This window comes from Synoicihabitans lomoniglobus, from assembly GCF_029023725.1.
Classification (GTDB): domain Bacteria; phylum Verrucomicrobiota; class Verrucomicrobiia; order Opitutales; family Opitutaceae; genus Actomonas; species Actomonas lomonigloba.
Map to the genome: position 1 here is coordinate 5,802,589 of NZ_CP119075.1, position 17,069 is coordinate 5,819,657.

The 17,069-nt window shown below is 62.3% G+C and carries 12 protein-coding genes; 8 read left to right on the forward strand and 4 right to left on the reverse strand.

Annotated elements, in window-relative coordinates; genetic code table 11:
* Positions 1-201: 201 nt before the first annotated feature.
* Both PXH66_RS22615 and PXH66_RS22620 read left to right on the forward strand, forming a co-directional pair.
* Positions 202-924: an SIMPL domain-containing protein gene (locus tag PXH66_RS22615; protein ID WP_330929529.1), complete on the forward strand. Its 723-nt coding sequence runs from the start codon at positions 202-204 to the stop codon at positions 922-924.
* A gap of 117 nt (positions 925-1,041) precedes the next feature.
* Entirely contained in the window at positions 1,042-1,563 is a 522-nt protein-coding gene (locus PXH66_RS22620; RefSeq protein ID WP_330929530.1) for a hypothetical protein, read from the forward strand.
* A 10-nt stretch (positions 1,564-1,573) separates the two neighbouring features.
* Here PXH66_RS22620 and PXH66_RS22625 read toward each other — a convergent pair whose 3' ends face one another.
* Together PXH66_RS22625 and PXH66_RS22630 are read right to left on the reverse strand one after the other, a co-directional pair.
* On the reverse strand, positions 1,574-2,983 hold the full coding sequence (locus tag PXH66_RS22625) for an alpha/beta hydrolase family protein (RefSeq protein WP_330929531.1): 1,410 nt from the start codon (positions 2,981-2,983) through the stop codon (positions 1,574-1,576).
* A gap of 17 nt (positions 2,984-3,000) precedes the next feature.
* Complete coding sequence (locus PXH66_RS22630; RefSeq protein ID WP_330929532.1) at positions 3,001-3,444, reverse strand: SgcJ/EcaC family oxidoreductase; 444 nt, start codon at positions 3,442-3,444, stop codon at positions 3,001-3,003.
* A gap of 271 nt (positions 3,445-3,715) precedes the next feature.
* Between PXH66_RS22630 and PXH66_RS22635 the strand changes: the two genes are divergently transcribed.
* Positions 3,716-4,759: a LacI family DNA-binding transcriptional regulator gene (locus PXH66_RS22635; RefSeq protein WP_330929533.1), complete on the forward strand. Its 1,044-nt coding sequence runs from the start codon at positions 3,716-3,718 to the stop codon at positions 4,757-4,759.
* A gap of 1 nt (position 4,760) precedes the next feature.
* Here PXH66_RS22635 and PXH66_RS22640 read toward each other — a convergent pair whose 3' ends face one another.
* Positions 4,761-7,436: a HEAT repeat domain-containing protein gene (locus PXH66_RS22640; protein WP_330929534.1), complete on the reverse strand. Its 2,676-nt coding sequence runs from the start codon at positions 7,434-7,436 to the stop codon at positions 4,761-4,763.
* Between the two features lie 507 nt (positions 7,437-7,943).
* Here PXH66_RS22640 and PXH66_RS22645 point away from each other — a divergent pair.
* From PXH66_RS22645 to PXH66_RS22665, 5 genes are all read left to right on the forward strand, one after another.
* Positions 7,944-11,465 (forward strand): TonB-dependent siderophore receptor, encoded by a 3,522-nt coding sequence (locus PXH66_RS22645; protein WP_330929535.1) that lies wholly within the window; start codon positions 7,944-7,946, stop codon positions 11,463-11,465.
* Positions 11,466-11,556: 91 nt separating this feature from the next.
* Complete coding sequence (locus PXH66_RS22650; RefSeq protein WP_330929536.1) at positions 11,557-12,885, forward strand: hypothetical protein; 1,329 nt, start codon at positions 11,557-11,559, stop codon at positions 12,883-12,885.
* An 18-nt stretch (positions 12,886-12,903) separates the two neighbouring features.
* Positions 12,904-13,857, forward strand: coding sequence for a sugar phosphate isomerase/epimerase family protein (locus PXH66_RS22655; RefSeq protein WP_330929537.1), 954 nt, complete (start codon positions 12,904-12,906; stop codon positions 13,855-13,857).
* Positions 13,858-14,129: 272 nt separating this feature from the next.
* Entirely contained in the window at positions 14,130-15,353 is a 1,224-nt protein-coding gene (locus tag PXH66_RS22660; protein ID WP_330929538.1) for a redoxin domain-containing protein, read from the forward strand.
* 103 nt (positions 15,354-15,456) lie between these two features.
* Positions 15,457-16,245, forward strand: a complete 789-nt coding sequence (locus tag PXH66_RS22665) for a protein-disulfide reductase DsbD domain-containing protein (RefSeq protein WP_330929539.1) — start codon at positions 15,457-15,459, stop codon at positions 16,243-16,245.
* 22 nt (positions 16,246-16,267) lie between these two features.
* On the opposite strand, the gene PXH66_RS22670 is transcribed toward PXH66_RS22665, so the two are convergent.
* Positions 16,268-17,044 (reverse strand): sugar phosphate isomerase/epimerase family protein, encoded by a 777-nt coding sequence (locus tag PXH66_RS22670; RefSeq protein ID WP_330929540.1) that lies wholly within the window; start codon positions 17,042-17,044, stop codon positions 16,268-16,270.
* Between the last annotated feature and the right edge of the window lie 25 nt (positions 17,045-17,069).

Sequence of the window (17,069 nt, forward strand, 5' to 3'; positions counted from 1 at the left end):
CACGTGGTGGCTGATTCTTTCAGCTTATTTTATTTTTCAGGCGGAACAAGTCGCGTGGGTTGGGGATCTCGATGAGAGTGGTTTACCACCGGTCAATGATGGTGGTTTTGCGCGCTCCGCGCCTTCGTTTGTTCTTTAATCCCCTACGGCCGTTCCTTGGGCCGACTCCTGCTTGTGAAACGCTGCTCCCTTCCCCTGCTCTTGTCGTTAGGACTGTTGCTCTCGGCGACCGGGCTCACCGCTCAGATTCATTCTGCGCCGCCTCCCCTCCGGACCATTTCCGTCAGTGGCACGGCCGAGGTTAAGGTCACCCCGGACATCATCTTTTTACGGGTCGGGGTGGATACGCGCCATCCTGACCTAGCGAAAGCTCGAGATGAGAACGATAGCCGCGTGGGCCGAGTGCTGTCCTACCTTCGGGCCCACGACGTGCCGGACAAAAACGTCAAAACCGACTTTGTGAGTGTCGAGCCTTACTACCATGACTCCGCCGTAATCGTGCCGCGTCACTACATTGTGCGTAAGTCCATTGAGGTGAAACTCACCGACCTGGGACGCTTTGAAAGTTTGTCCGGGGGGCTGCTCTCGAATGGCGTCACCCACATTCACGGCATTCAATACCATACGTCGGAATTTCGGAAACATCGTGATCAAGCGCGCGCATTGGCGGTCAAAGCGGCGAAGGAAAAAGCCGAAGCGCTGTGCGCGGAGTTGGGCGTCACTTGCGGCCCGGTGCAGACCGTATCGGCGTCGGATCAAATGGGATGGGGCGCGGGAGGTAGCTGGCACGTCGGAGGCCGCATGAATTTGGTCCAGAATACGTCCTTCGAACCCGGCGGCACACCGGACAATGGGGAGGGAACACTCTCCATCGGCCAACTCAGTGTGACCGCGAGTGTGAACGTGAGCTTTGTCATGCAATAACAAGCGTGGGCGTTTTTGCAGAGTAGCCCGTTATCGAGACCCGGCCGCCCGTGGCGTGATGGTGATGACCTCTCGTCTTGCCCAATCCCCCATGAATCGTTTTGGCTTTATCGCATCATGACAGTCGCCGTGCGCATGTATGATCTCATGTCCGGATTTGAAATGCCGGAGGAATGGCACGCCTATGTTGATCGAGAGACAGGCAAAGTGCTTACGTTCGATGAGGAGGTGTTGCGCGAGGCGGATAACGCGGCAGAGGAGGACCTGGACGATGAATCCTGGGCCATGGGCAGTCCATGGGAGGACGATGTCATTGCGGCGGTGCGGGCGATTGTGGCGGATCCCGCCACGGCGCGTTACGTGGAACTGCCATCGAAGTTTGATTTTCACGAATACCGTCGGATGGAGGAGTTCGTCGACGACATGCCGGGCGGAGAGGCGCAGCATCAATTATGGCGGGCGCTCAAAGGGAAGGGCGCGTTTCGCCGGTTCAAGGACACCGCTCATCGGCTCGAAGTGATCGATGCCTGGTATGCGTTTCGCGAAGCCGCGCGGGAGCGGTTGCTTCAGAGCTGGGCGCACGACCATGACCTTGCCCTCGCGGCCGATGAGCCGCCTCCGCCGAACCCCGGCGCGTAGGCCGGTTCGTTTAGTCGAAATACTTTTTAGCGAACTGCACGAAAGCGGGCCAATCGGGCATGGGCGTGTGGCCGCCATCGTGCACGCGGAAGCCGATGTCGCCTGCGAGGTAGGCTTCGTCGACCACCGGACCATCGGCCGGAGCCACGAGTCCCTTGGCACCCAGTAATTCATACACCGGGCTGGCGGCGACGCCAGCGAGGAAGGTGCCGGGGGCGTCCGACCACGTGTCCTGGGTGCCGCCGTTGAGAAAGACGGGGCGGGGCGCGGCCAGCGCGATCATGCTGTGCGCATCGACGGTGAGGTTGGCGACTTTGCGCGGCAGGTATTGACCCGGGGTGACCTCACCCATGTAGCGGAAAGCGTTGCCGTTGACCCAGTGGTATTCGCGATCCCACGCGAGGTTTTCAAGATTCTGGCCCCAATGGCGGCGGATCATGCTCGGACCGACGGCTCCGCCGCAGCTGGGGTAGGCGATCGCGAGACGAGGCTCGAGCGCCATCGCGACGGTCGTGGCCTTGCCCCAGCGGGAGTGGCCGGTGACGCCGATTTTTTGCGGGTCGATGTTGGCGTTGGTTTCGAGATGGTCGATGAGGCGACCGATGCCCCACGCACCGGCGACGAGTTGCCCCGCGTCGGTGGGCTTGCGCCAGTTGCCACGGTTGACGAGACCAATGAGATAACTGGTCAGGTATTGGCCGTTGTCGGGCTGCACCGCATTGATGTCGAACGAGCACAGCGCCCAGCCCTCGGGGGCGATGAAATCGTCGTAGAGGTTCTCGAATCCGCGCGTGCCGACGAGAATGATGACCGGCACGGGACCTTCGGCGTAGGCCGGAAACCTTAAGCGGGCCTTGATCAACGGAGCGTCGCGAACTTCCGGATACGACGAAGTGTCGATGGTGCCGGTAATGGTTTGTTCAACGTAGGGAGCCTTGAGCGAGCCTCCGATCGTGGACGACACGGACCACGTGACGCCGGGCATTGCGGCGGCGGGCGGCAGGAAACCGTAGAGTTGATCCTGCACGTCGTGGAGCACCTCGGGACGGCGCTTGGTCCACCAGTCGTCGGCGGTGCGCACGGCGGTGCCGTCGTTCATCTTGAGCAGATCGATGGGAGCGTAGTCGTAGGCCTGCTCGTCATCGTAGGTCACCCAGAGGCCGAATCCGCCGCGCACGACGACGTTGCCGTTTTCGTCGGTCCAATTGCCGTCGGGATTGGCCGGGTCGCGAGGGCGGGCGTCGGCCGGGCGGTTGGGATCGGACAGGCGCGGAGGTTGATGGTCGGGAAACGAGACGCCCACCTGAGCCATCATTTGGTCGCGATCCATGACGGAGGTGACGTCGGCAGGCGGTCGGTCGGGGAACTCGGCGGCGGTCGCCCCGGCGGCCAAAAGAAGAAACGAGATCAAGCGTAGCATGGGGAGGGTGGGGAAGACTATTGGGGCACGCGCGAAGAGTGGTGCATGACGATGAACCAATGGCCGTCGCGTTGGTGGTAGGTGAAACTGAAACGTGAGGCCAGGGACGACTTCATGCCGTTTTCGTCCGTATTGGAAAACGTGTAGAAGCCGGTGTTGGTGGCGATGTCGCCGAAAATTTGCACGCGATGGTCACCGATTTCGACGCGCGCCAGAGGCCGTTCGGGCATACCCTTGAAATAGTCGCGGACCTCCTCCGGGGTATCGCGCAGCGTGGGGGAGACGGTGCCCCAAAACACCGCATCCGGGGCGTAAAGCCGCACCACGTTATCTGGGTCGCGGGTATTGTAAGCGGCGGCCCAGGAAGCGGTCACGGCCTCGATATCAGCAACCGTAGTCTCAGCGCGGGCGAAGGGAGGGGTGAGCAGAATAGCGATAAAAAATAGCGTTTTTCGTTTCATGGGGCAGATGGCGTGTGGAGCCTGCGGCCGCGCCGGGGTTGGGCGACATACCTTAGGTTGAAACCAAACGACTCTTTCGAACAGCTTGCCGCAAAGACCCGTTAAACGCGGCCAATATGAAATTCCTCGGCGGCATGGCTGGTAAAACTTATGGTAGCCGGAAATGGCCAGGACGCCGTTTTTCGACGATCGGTGCCATTGAAATTTTCAGTATCCCGGAACACACGGTTGGCGCTGGACATGGAGCAGAATCGGCTCTTCGGTGCCGGTGATGGCTCGCGTGGCAACGATTCAGGATGTGGCGGACAAGGTGGGAATGAATCGGTCGACCGTGTCGCGGGCGCTGAAGGATCATCCCAGCATTCCTGAGGCGACGCGCAAGTTGATCAAGGAGGCGGCCCGGGAGCTCGACTACCGGGCGAATCCACTCGTGACCGCGCTGATGAAATCACGCCGCGGAGGGCGTAAGGAAAAGAACGTCGTCATCGCCTACGTCACCAACTACCCGACCCGTTACGGTTGGCGGCCGCCGGTGATGATGGGCCCCGATTACTATCCGGGAGCCGATGCGTGCGCCCAGGAATTGGGTTACAAGTTGGAGCATTTCTGGATGGCCGAACCCGGCATGACACCCGCGCGATTTGGCGATATTTTGTGGTCGCGGGGCATCACCGGAATCCTGATCGATCGGTTGCCGCTCGGCGTTCATCGTCTCGAGTTGGACTGGTCGCGCTTTTCGGTGGTGGCGCTGGGCATCACCCTGAGTTCTCCACGGGTGCACCACGTGGGGGAAAATCATTTCAGCACCGGCCTCTACTCCATGCAGAAGTGCCTGGATCGTGGATACAAACGAATCGGGTTGGTTTTTTCGACCCCCAACGACTACCCGCGGGTCGGTCACCGCTGGATCGGAGCCTATTTGTGCCAGCAACGCAGGCTGCGGCCGGAAGACCATCTGCCCATTTACGACGAGGGACCCACGGACCGCGAACGGTTCCTGGCGTGGTATGAACAGTGGCGACCGGACTCGATTTTGGTGACTTGGGCAACGCCGGTGCTGGAGTGGTTGAAAACGGCCGGAATCCGGGTGCCGCAGGATGTGGGCGTCATTGAGCTGCGCAATGAACAGCCGGAACTCGACCATGCGGGGGTTTTCTATTCGGGCGCCCAGATCGGGGCCCAGGCCGTGAAGACGCTGACGGGTATGATGAATCGGTCGGAATTGGGGGTGCCGGAAGTCCCCAACGAAATTATGGTCCCAGGCAAGTGGCTTGAGGGGAAGACCTTGCTCAAGGAAGGTCCCGGCCGCGCCTAGATTACTCGGGAGCGCTCGGAGTCAACGCGTGCGTGACCAGTGCGGCTTCGGCGGGGGGCGCGTTTGCCTGCAGTGAAGCGAGCCATGCCGTCACGTCGCGCCGTTGGCGGAGGGTGAGCTCGCTCGCCAGATTGGTTCCGCCGGGCAGCGGATGATGAGGCAGGGCGGCGAGTCGTGCCGGACCGCCCACAGGGAAAAGGTTGGAGTCGGAGGTATCCGAGAGTTCATGACAGCTTGAACAGGCTGCGACGCTGTCTCCTTCCGCAATTGCTCGCCCCGCGGAGACCGAACCGCCGGGCAACGCGCGGGTCGCGAGCTCGGCTTCGAGAGCGGCTCCCAGCCGGAGCACCTCGGGGTCGGAGCGCATGGCGGCGGCCTCCAGGAGTTCGACCTGAGCGGCGGCGGGTTGGAGACCGTCGAGCATCTCCTGCAAGGCTTGGTGCAACAAGGTATCCGCCCGTTCGTCGTCCATGGTGGCGAGGACGGCGAAGGCCTCCCGTCGTTCGCGGAGCGTGCCGTTAGCCACCAGAAATTCGATGGTGGGCAGCGATACACCGGGATGGCGGCGGGCGAGGATGGGGAGGGCGGCGAGTCGCAGGGCGGGGTGGTGGGACCGGCCGGCGGTCTGAGCCGCTACTTCGAGGCGGAGATCATTGGTGGTTTCGAGCGCCTGGAGGGCGGCGATGCGGGTGCGAACCGGATGATCACTTTGGTAAACGACATCCCACAACGCATGGCCGGTGCCGCCGAGGTGTAGGGTCGCGACGGCATGGATGGAGGCGATTTGCACGAGTTCCGGCGCGTTGCCGCTGAGTTGATGGAGGAAGCCGGTAATGGCCTCCTTGGCAGGCGCCGGGTCGCGGGGGGCGAGGGTCCGGGGTTGTCCGGAAATACGATCGCGTTGTGGCGGTGTCGCCCAACGTCCGAGCTGCTCCAGGGCTTCGGCCCGCAGCCGGGCGGGCACATACGGCAAGCCGGCGAATTTGGCCAAGGCTGCGGCATTTTCGGGCGCGCCCAAAAGGAAGTGCGCGTTGATGGCGCGCACCACCAAAGCCTCGTCGTCGAGGGGCGCGGAGAACAAGGTGGCGGCGAGAGCGGGCAACGCTTCGTCGATCGCGGTGTCATTGATGGCGCTGGCGGCGGCGCGCACGACGAGGGGGTCGAAGTCATCGAGCAGGTCCGCGAGCATGGGGTCGCGCAGCCGACGCAATACCAGCGCACCGCCGAGGCGCACGGCCCGAGACTGCGCTTCCACCATCAGCTTGAGCGATTCCGGGTGGTTGAGGCGGGTGAGGGCCCCGACCGCCGCGTGACGTAGCCGGGAATCTTGGTTGTCGTTGCGGTGGAGAAGATCGATCAGGGCGGAGGCGGCTTCGGGTCGCTTTAATTTGCCCAGACTTTGGGCGGCAAAAAACACCACGTCGGAGTCTTCGTCGCGCAACAGCGGGAGCAGGGCAGGGTAAGCCTCGATGCGGAACTGGTCGCCCACCAACCGTGCCGCCTGCGCGCGTATTTCCAGGTCTTGGTCCCGGAGTAATCGGGGCAGGTCATTGAGGGCTCCGGCAATCTCATCGGCGCACCCGGCCATGGCCCACAGGGCATGGAACCGAGGCGTTGCGGAGAGGGTGGAGTCCGTCGCGATGAGGCGCAGCGTGGGCAGGGCCGCGTGGCCTCGCCGACTCAGTTCATGCTGAGCGGCGCTGCGTTGACAAGGGTGGCGGTGGCGGAGCAGCCGGGCCAATTCGGACAATGGCGCCGAGGCGAGGGAAAGCGTTGGCTTCGTGGCGATGGCCGGTTCGGCGCTCGCAATCGAAATGCAGGAGTGAGGTGACGCACCGGCCACATGGAGCCGACCATCGGGAGTGAACGTGAGGGCTCGGGGCATGACGCCGCGCAGGATCGGGGTGGGGCGACCGATCAAAATCGCGCCGTCACCATTTAGTTGATACGCATCAATACCGCTGGCTCCCGGGAGGCGGTGCGTGAACGCGACGAACAACACCGGACCATCGGCGTTGGTTGGATTGCGGGTGAATCCACCGCCCGGTTGGAACGTCATGCCGACGACGTGTCCGGAAAGAGAGCCGATAGCGGGCAGGTTGAATTCGGTGAGCGAGGTGCGCAGGGACTCGCTCAGGTCGCTCGGTTGGTCGGAGCGCCAGCCGTAGTCGGTGCCCTCCATGATTTCGACCAAGTGGGTGGTCGGTGCGGATGACGCCATTTGGTCGGCGACCCAAAGGCGGCCGAAGCCGTCGAAGGCGAGGGCGGTCGGAGCGCGCAGCCCCGTGGCCACGAGCTCGGGATTGCTGCCATCCGGGCGGACCCGGATCACGGTGCCGGCGGGAGGCAGTTCAAGCGCGAAACCGTCGGCGCGGGTGAGACGAACGGCCTGGGGTGGGGTGGCAAAGTAGAGGAGGCGGTCGGGGCCGAGCACGGGGCCGGTCAGGAGCGGAAACACGTCGGCGGGGGCGGAGCCGCTGATGCGCAATATTTCGGTGGGCTGATTTGCCTCCGCCGAGCGTTGCCACAAGCTTGCGTCGCGGCTGAACCAGACCGATTGGGCGTCGCTGCAGGCATCGAATTCCGGTGCGGGCGAGTGAGGCTCGGAATGCACGGAGAGACCGGGCGCGAGCCGCACGGTGTGCCCGCGCGGTGCCTCGGGGTTGGCCGGGAGCATCGAGCTGGAAAAGCACGCGACGCCCAGGCTGAAAGTGAGCCATCTGAACCCGACTCGGGAAAAAATTACCGGAGGTGGTGGGGTCGGGATTGGTCGGACCAGGGATGCGGCAAAATTCGAGCGGAGTGGAAACATCATCAATGCGCGACGGGACGGGGGGCGGGAAATGGTCGGGGCGGTGCACAGGGCGCATCGCGGGGCGGGGGGGATGAATCATGATGGCCCGAAATGGTGCCGGTTTCACAAGGGAAAATCTCACTTACGCAACGATGCGCACAAAAGATGACATGAGCTCAAAGTCGGGTCGGAGTATCAGGTTTTTCGTCAGCGCATTTTCGAACGCGTTGTGTCTTTCACCCCAAACCCCGTCAGCCCCTTTTCCCCGACGTTTGCGTTTCTCGTTTCGGTCCGCCGACGTCCCCCGTTTCCATGTGTTCCCCCGCATTTTACCCCCGACTCGCTGTTCAGACTCGTCTTGGGCACCGTGGCGTCGGCGCGACTTTGGTCATGGCATTCGCCTTGTTCGCCGGTGGATCCGGTTTGTTCGCCCAGTCGACGAATGAGACCGATTCGAGCTCATCCGCCGCGACCGATGATGACGTGATTTTTCTTTCACCGTTTGAAGTCACGGAAAGCGACGACGTCGGTTACCGTGCGTCCAATACCACCTCGGGCACGAGTCTGAACACCGCGATCAAGGATCTGCCGATGACGATCCAAGTCGTGACGGAAGAGTTCATGAGCGACATCGGTGCCACCGACTTCGAGGAGGCCCTGGCCTATTCCTCCGGGGTTTTCACCGATTCGATGGAGGCACCCGGCGGAGGCAACTCGGCGAACGCCAATGCCGGCGGCGGTTCCAATGAAAAATCAGTGTCCGCCTCGGCCGGGGGCAGTCGTTTTGCCAATGTCGCGACCATCCGCGGATTTGATGTTCCGTTTCAAACCCGGTTCGGTTTTCGCGTCGGCGGCGTGGTGATCACGCCCACCACCAACATTGCACTGGGTGGTTTGCTCGACGCGGTGAACATCGATCGGTTGGAGGTGGTCAAGGGGCCCAACTCCCTGCTCTACGGCATCGGCGTGTTGTCGGGCATCGTGAACACCATGCCCAAGACGCCCACCTCGGAGCCGGGGCTGACCGTTTCGGCCTCGGTGGGAAATTATGGTTTTAAACGCGGCACGTTGGAGGCGACGGGCCCGATTGTGCGCTCCAACGAGAACGGCCATTCGCTCAGCGCCCGGGTGGCGGGGGCGTGGGAAGAGCGGGACGACTATACCGATTGGCGCACCAAGGAATTGGATTACGAGGTCGTGCAGCTCGAATACGGTTTCCGCGACAAAGCCAACGTGCTGCTGGAATACCAGCGCTCGCACACGAAGTTCAACGGCACGGGTTCGGAGTGGATCTACGACACCGGCGGCAACGATCCCTTCTTTCGCAACGCGTGGGATGAGAACTACAACTTTGCCCGTCACGTCGGTCCGATCCAGACGCTGGGGCAGTTGAATCGCAGCATCGTCACGACCGATGCCAATGGCCGCCCTTTGCGCACCCCACGGGTGGAACTTACCTACCAGGAGAGCGACCCGCGGAATCGCCAGCTCATGGGCGGCGGCCTGCCGGATACCTACCGTATCACCGGACCCGATACGTATGAGATGCGCGACGAGGACAATTTCCTCCTCAATATCGATCTGACGCCGACGGAGAACCTGGCGTTTTCGGGCGGCGTGTATTACACCGCGCAGGAGACCGAGGAGATGGCGGTCAACGTGCAAAACTTCACCAACGGCGGCGGTGGGGTCAGCCTGCGCAATACGCTCAGCGCAATCGGCGACACCGAGTATACGGTCGATGATGTGTGGGCCGCCGCGAACACGTTTTACATCGACCGCGACAATCTCAACCCGGCGAACCTCAACCTGCGCGACAATACCAAGATCACGCGCTACTGGTGGAGCAAGCGTCCCAACTCCAGCGACTCGCTACAGTGGCGGTTGCGCGGCACCTACAGCTTCGAAACCGAGCTGCCGCTGCTGGGCGAGACCAAGCACACCCTGCTGGCGGGCAATCACTTCATCAACGACCGCGTCAGTTTCCTGAACGGCGACGAGGACATTGTGCGGGCCTACGATCGGGATACCGCGGCCGACGACGCGCTGTATTTTCGACCGATCGACGACTATTCCGTGATGCGCTATCAGGGGGAAAATCTGGCCATGCCCGGACTCCGGTTCTCCGAGCAGGAAATCTGGTTCAAGGGATTCTACGGGGTCTATCAAGGCAATTACCTGGGCGACCGGTTGGGATTTCTCGGAGGCGTGCGTTACGACGAATACAATGCGTCGACCCGGGACTTCATTCGCATCGATCCGGCGGAGACGACGGGCATGTCGAAAGAACAGATCCAGTCACAGGAAGTCGGATACGTGAACAATCCCGACAACGTCACCTACGGGTCATTCGAGGCGCAGGACAACTTCCCCGCGCCGATCGAGAACTGGTCGAAGTCGCTCGCCCTCAATTTCAAGATCACCGACGCATTCACGTTCTACGGTCTCTACTCCGAGGGCATCGCGCCCAACACCGGACTGACCGATGGCAACAACGAGTTCATCGATGCGGAGGAAACGGTTTCCCGGGAGTTGGGCCTCAAGTTCAGTCTCATGGACAACCGCCTCACCGGCAGTATCGCGGCCTACAGTATCAAACGGAAGAACGCGATCTGGGACTTCGACTTCGCCCCGGCACCGGCCAAATGGAACGATTCGACCAACCCTCCCGTGGGCCTGTCGCTCAACGCCGCGCGTTTCGATCCGCATCCCGAGGTGGGCACGCAGACGCTTTCCTATGGAATCAACGTGCATGAGACGCCGGAGTTTTTCCAAAACGCCTTTGTCGCCGGCAGTTCTTCGACCACCGATGCCGAATCACTGCACCAGACTTTCTACATCACCACCCGGGACGATGACAACAACCCGGTGCGGCAGCAGATCCCCGGCTTGATCGCGTTCGCCAACTACGGGGGCACGGCGGACTCGCCGCAGGTTTTTTATGTCGAGCACAGTGAAATGGATACGCCGTTTGATTTTTCGTATCGCAACAGCGACGGCAACTTCGTGACCGAAACCTACTCCTGGCGGCAATGGTTTGAGTCGGCCTTCTTCAACCAGTCCGTTTCGAGCGCCAGCATCGGCCAGCAGGATCCGCTGAGCTATCGCCGGGAGGAGTCTTTCTTCGGTGAATTCCATGGCGGCAACAATCCCAGTCTCGACACCTCTTCCGGCGCGAACGTGACGTTTGCCGATGAGTCCATCGGGGGCGATCTGGAGATTATTTTTCAACCCAGCCCCAGCCTGCAGTTTCTGTTCAACTACTCCTACACCCAACGTGAGGCCAAGGGCGCCTTCAACATGGTGGACTACATTTCGCTGGCCACCGGCGAGGAGTTTGCCGGCACGGAATATTCCCGGATTGTGCAGGTCTTCGGGCGCGAGGCCTTTGGTATCCAATCACAAGATACCAACGGCGATGGCGTGGCCGATCTGTTCCTCGATCAACACGGGGAGCCGCTCAGCGCCAGCAACCCGCTGCGACCCAGTGAGGCGATTTCCGGCATCGACGGGGTCAGTCTCTTTTTCAACCCCGCGCACCAGGCGGCGATCTGGGGTCGCTACGAATTCGACGAAGGCGTGCTGAAGGACTTCGGTTTTGGATTGGGCGCCAAGTTCTCCAGTGCGGCGGCGACCTCGGTCACCATCGGTGGCGCTGAAATCGGCCAGAATCTCTTTCCCACGCCGGACACGGCGGCGCACCTGACTCTCAACGCCGGGCTCTATTACAAGTTCGAGCTCGGTCGCACCCGGTGGAGCCTGCGCCTGAACATCAACAACCTGCTGGACGAGCGTTATGACGTCACCACGGCCGCCTACTACGACGACTACAACGCCCGTCCCATCAACAAACGCAGCGAGGTCTTTTACGGCCCCCGCACCTTCCGCCTCACCACCACCGTGCAATTTTAACCGGTCGGGCCATGGGATCAGCCCATGGTCCGGTTTGGTTTTTCGCTTCGGCGAATCCTTCACCCCATCGAACCCACCCCCAAAAAAAAGTATGAAATCGCATAGACTGGCCCTAACCGCCCTCGCTCTTTCCTGCGTCGGCCTTGCTCACGCCCAATGGCAAAAATTCGAAGATTTCGAGGACGGCAACCTCGACAAATGGATCTTCACCCAAAGTGATGTCGGCACGGTCGCCGACTCCAGCGCCTCCATCGTGGTCGACCCGGACGCGGCGGGTGCCGCCGCCGGCAATCACGTCCTCGTGCTCGATCCGGGATCACCGTTCGCGATCGACCATCGCAGTCGCTTGATCGGCCGTCCGGCGGCCATCAATTACGGCACCACCGGCACGCTCTATTACCGTTGGTATACCAAAACCGTGACGATCAATGGCACGGAGTTTTCCCCCGCTTTGGACATGAATGTGGGCCTGTCGGCGGTGGATGTTCCCACCCAATACAATGAGTCGGGTCCGGTTACCGGTTACAAGCGCGAGGATGATCCGTTCCGCGCCTACAATGGTGATCCGAATCCGGACAATCCTTCGTCCGTGATCGGTTTCCAGAATCTGGTGACCACGCGTCCCGACAACATCTGGGTGTCCCAATGGTATTACGTGCGCAACCTCAGCACCGCCGATCAATCGCAGGACTACCAAGTCTACTACCGTGTGGGTCGCAGCGGCACGCCCGTGTTGGCCTTCCCGCTCTCGGGCGATGCCAACGAATACGGCGGTTTCCGCGCCAAACCGGACGGCGACATCGATCCGGCCAGCGCCCATCTCGACGTGTTTTACTTCACCAACTCCGCCGGTCGCATCGATGAACCCCAGGCCCTCGACGCCAACTTCTTTGCCGACGACATCTACGTGAACCAAAATGGTCTCGATTTGACCGACCCGACCGCGCCAACCGATGGCGGGGATGGTGGCTTCGTGCAACTCGTGGCCAATGGCACCGGCGGCTCCGCTCCGGACGCGACCGCCATGTCCAACATCGCGGTGCGCGGCACGGTGAGCTCGGCGGCCGAGCCGCTGACCCCTGGTTTCGTCATCGTCGGTTCGGCGCGCCAGCAGGTGCTCATTCGCGCCGCTGGTCCCGCCCTCGGCGCCCTCGGCGTGTCCGGCACCATGGCGTCGCCGGTGTTGAAACTCTTCAAGGCCGACGGCACGCAAGTGGCCGAAAACACCGGTTGGGGCAACGCGGACAACGCCTCGATCATCCGCAGCACCGCCGCGACGGTCGGCGCGTTCGCCTGGACCGATGGTTCCGCCGACTGCGCGCTGCTCGTTTCCCTGGAGCCCGGACTCTACACCGCCCAGGTCAGTGGTCTCGACGGTGGCACCGGTGTGGTGCTCGTCGAAGTCTACGGCGTGCAATAACCCTCCGCCTCCTGTCGTATGACCACCCAACCCAGCAGAAGACGTTTCCTCACCCAATCAGCCGGGTTGGCCGTGCTCGCCGCGGCCGGAGTCACGCTTCCCGCGGGTGCCGCCCGAGCGGCACCCGCCTCCGCCGGGCGTCTGCCCGCCAAACTCAAAACCAGCCTCAATGCCTTTTCGTTCAACACCGCGATGACGCGGGGGCGCGACGGCAACGGGCCGGACATGACCTTGATGGATGTGCTCGACTTTTGCGCGCAGCAGGACTTCGAGGCCATTGATCCCACCGGGTATTACTTTCCCGGATACCCCCACGTTCCCACCGACGCCTACCTGGCGGATTTCAAGCGCAAGGCCTTTGACCTCGGGCTCGAAATCAGCGGCACGGGCATCCGCAACAACTTCGCCACGGCCGATGCCACCAAGCGCGCCGCCGATGTCGAGTTGGCCAAACGCTGGATTGAAGCCGCCGCCAAAATGGGCGCGCCGGTTATTCGCCTGTTTGCGGGGCAGCAGGAAGCCGGCGTCAACCGCGAGGATATCTACGGTTGGATGGCGGAGGATCTTCACACCTGCGCCGAGTTTGGCCAACAACACGGCGTGGTGGTGGGCGTTCAGAATCACAACGACTTCGTCAAAAACGCCGCACAGACCATCAAGTTGGTCAAGCGCGTCGATCACGCGTGGCTCGGAGTCATTCTGGATACGGGAAACTTCCGCGACAATCCCTACCCGGACATCGCCGCAGTGCTGCCGTATACGGTGAATTTCCAGCTCAAGGAAAGTCCCTACGGCAAGGACAGCGACGTGCTCATCGACCTCGATCGCTTCGTCCAGATTCTCGTGGATGCGGGTTACCGCGGCTACGTGCCGATCGAAACCCTCACTCCCGAGGGCACCAACCCGGACATGCGCGTGGTCATACCTCGTTTCATGACCCGGGTTCGCCGGGCCTTTGCCCGGGTGGGGTGATCCGCCCCGCCTGTTTATTGTCATAATTCTCCCCTCTGCCGCGGAGCCGCTCACCACGGCTTCGCGGTGACGGTGCCACTTCAATGGTCGGTGGTCCCGCCGGGTTTCACCCGAGCGGGCCGGGCCGACGGATAATCTCCATGTTACCCGATTTTCTTTCCCCATCCCGGCGCCACCCCCGGCCCGGAGCCGCCGCGCGTCGGCCGCGTTGTCTTTCGAATTGGCGCGCCGGGCGAGCCGTCCTCTGGTGCCTCGCCGCGCTTCTCCCTTTCATGAGCATTTCATCATTCGCCCAAGCCCAGGCCCTGCGAGGCTCGGGCCCCGAACTCGAACGCAATTTGCCCGACGGTTTTAATCGACTCTCGCTCGGAGACGCCGCGCCGGACTTTGATCTCATCGGGGTCGACGACCGTCGCTACCGCCTCGACGACTTTGCGCAGCATCGCTTCCTGCTGGTCGTTTTTCTGTCGAACCACTGCCCGTATTCGCATGCGGCGGAATCGCGCATGATCCCATGGATCAATCGCATGAAAGCGGCCGGTCTCGGCGTGGTGGCGATTCAACCCAACAATCCGGACGCGATCACGGTCGACGAACTCGGTTACAGCAAATACAGCGACAGTTTCGAGGAGATGAAGCTCTACGCGGCGGAGAATCACTTCACGTTTCCCTATCTCTACGACGGCGAGAAACAGGAGACCGCGAAGAGCTACGGCGCGTTGGCCACGCCGGACTTGTTCCTCTTCGATGCGGATCGAAAGTTGCGCTACTCCGGTCGCTTCGACGATTCCCGCTTCGAGGATCCGGCCACCGTCACCAAGCACGACGCGGTCAACGCCCTTGCCGACATGATCGCCGGTGACGCGGTGACTGCGCCCTACGCCCGGCCGATGGGCTGCGCCATCAAATGGCTCACCAAGGTGAAACAAGTGACCAAGAAAAACGAGGCCGCGTGGTCGCACGAACCCATCACGCTCGCGCCGATCGACGCCGCCGGGGTGGCCGAACTCGCGGCCAACCGCACCAACAAGCTGCGGCTGGTCAATCTGTGGGCCACGTGGTGCGGACCCTGCGTGGATGAGTTTCCCGAGCTCACCAAGTTTTCCCGTCGGCTCAAACGTCGCGACTTTGAGGTGATCACCATCAGCATGGACCACCCCTCGGACCAGCCGAAGGCGTTGCGCTTTCTGCAGAACCATCACGCCGGCATGCCCGCCCGCATCGCGGACTCGCTGGCGATGGAGGGTCGCACCACCAACAACTATATTTTCACGGACGCCAGCACCGATGCGCTCGCCGCCAACCTCGATCCGTCGTGGCCCGGACCGATCCCGCACACCGTGCTGATCGCGCCGGGAGGCGAAGTGCTTTGGACGCACAACGGGGTGTTCGATGAAGTCGCCCTCGGACGTCTGCTGCTGGACCAACTCGGGGGCTTTTACCCGGAAGGAGAGGGCGACCTCCCCGTCAAGCCGTGGAAGGATGCCGAGGAATGACGTCCGAGTGGGGGCGGGCCCTCTTTACCGCATGGGAAGAGGGTCCCGTCCGACCCCCGCCGAACGAACTTCGCCCGGCTTCGGATAACCGGAGGATCGTGCGGTGACGGCGGCGGTTACGCCGACCCGGCCGCGTCCGCCCGTTGTTTCCGAACTGCTCAGTGACGTGGCGGCGGTTCAGCCCGGAGAGGGGTTTGCCGTCGCGGTGCGTTTGCGCATCCAGCCGGGCTGGCACGTCTACTGGCTCAACCCCGGGGACAGCGGTCTCGCCCCGCGGCTAAGCTGGAAGTTATCGGCGGAAGTATCGGTGGGTCCGATACAGTGGCCCGTGCCACGTGGCCTGCCCTCCGCCGCCGCGATGAGTTACGGTTATGAGGAGGAAGTCATGTTGTTGGCGATGATCGAGACCACGCGCATTCTGGCTTTCGGGGAGACGGTGGAAATCGGAGTCCGGGCGGATTGGCTGGCCTGCGGCACCGGGTGCCTGCGAGGGGCGGCGGAGCATGCGCTCAGTTTGCCCATTGCGTCGGGCCCCGCCAAGGTGCCCTCGTCCCACGAAACGGCGTTTGCGGGGGCCCGGCGGCAATTGCCGGTGGAGCGGCCTGATGGCATTTCGGCGGTGTATGTTCGCACCGGTGACGCCCTGATGGTGGTCTTCAACTTGCCGGCCGGCATGGTGGTTGAGTCCCGCGACGTGTATTTTTTCCCGTGTGAGCAAGGGTTGTTCAAATCGCTCCCGACCCAACCCAAGACCGTTCTGGACCGACGAATTGAGTTGGGCCTGCAGTTGATCGGCCCGACCGTTGAAGTGCCGTCGCGCCTGCGCGGCGTGCTCGTGCTGGGGCCGGGTATCGGCGATGGCTACGCGGTCGAAGCGACGCCGTGGCAGTGAGCGTGCGGTGCTGCGATCGGGATCAGGCGCAGAAGTTGTCGCGCAAAAAGGCGAAACTCTTGCCGACGGCATCGAACGGATCACGTTCGTAGGATTGATCTTGTTCGATAATATAGGAGCGGCAGCCGCCAACCTCGGCTGCCGCGAGGATGGGAGCAAAGTCCAGCGACCCGCTGCCCAGTTCCCCAAATCGGGTTTCTCCGGTGGACGTGATGCGCACGTCCTTGAGATGGAGGAGACTCAGGCGGCCGGCCTCGGCCCAGCGTCGAGTCCAGGCCAGCGGATCTCCGCCGCCCATCTGGATCCAGTAGGTGTCCGGTTCTCCGGCCAGGGAGGTTTCCTCAAAAATACGATCGTAGAGGAGTTTGCCGCGCACGCGGGTGAACTCCTGGTGGTGATTGTGATAGGCCAGCGTGATGCCGGCGGCGGCAAGTTGCGCGGCGGCTTCATCGAGAGCGCGGAGCCAGCGGTCCACCGCCGCGGGATCGCCAAAATCGATATCACGAGGAAACGGATACGCCGTGTCCGTGACACCGAGAGCCCGCAAGCGGTCGATCGACCATTGCGGTTCGGCCAGCAGGCGAACGGAAGGTTCGTGGGCCGATGTGATGGTGAGGCCGTGATCGGCGCAAATGCGCACGAATTCCGCCGCTGGCATGAGATCGACATCCACGCCGCTCAATTGCACGGATTGAAAACCGATGCCGGCGAGCCGCGCCATGGAGTGTTGGAACGCGTCGACGGTCAGCAGGTGCTCGCGGACGGAGTAGAGATTGACGGAGATTTGAGCGCGTTGCATGGAGCCGGGGGTAGGTTCGCGTAAG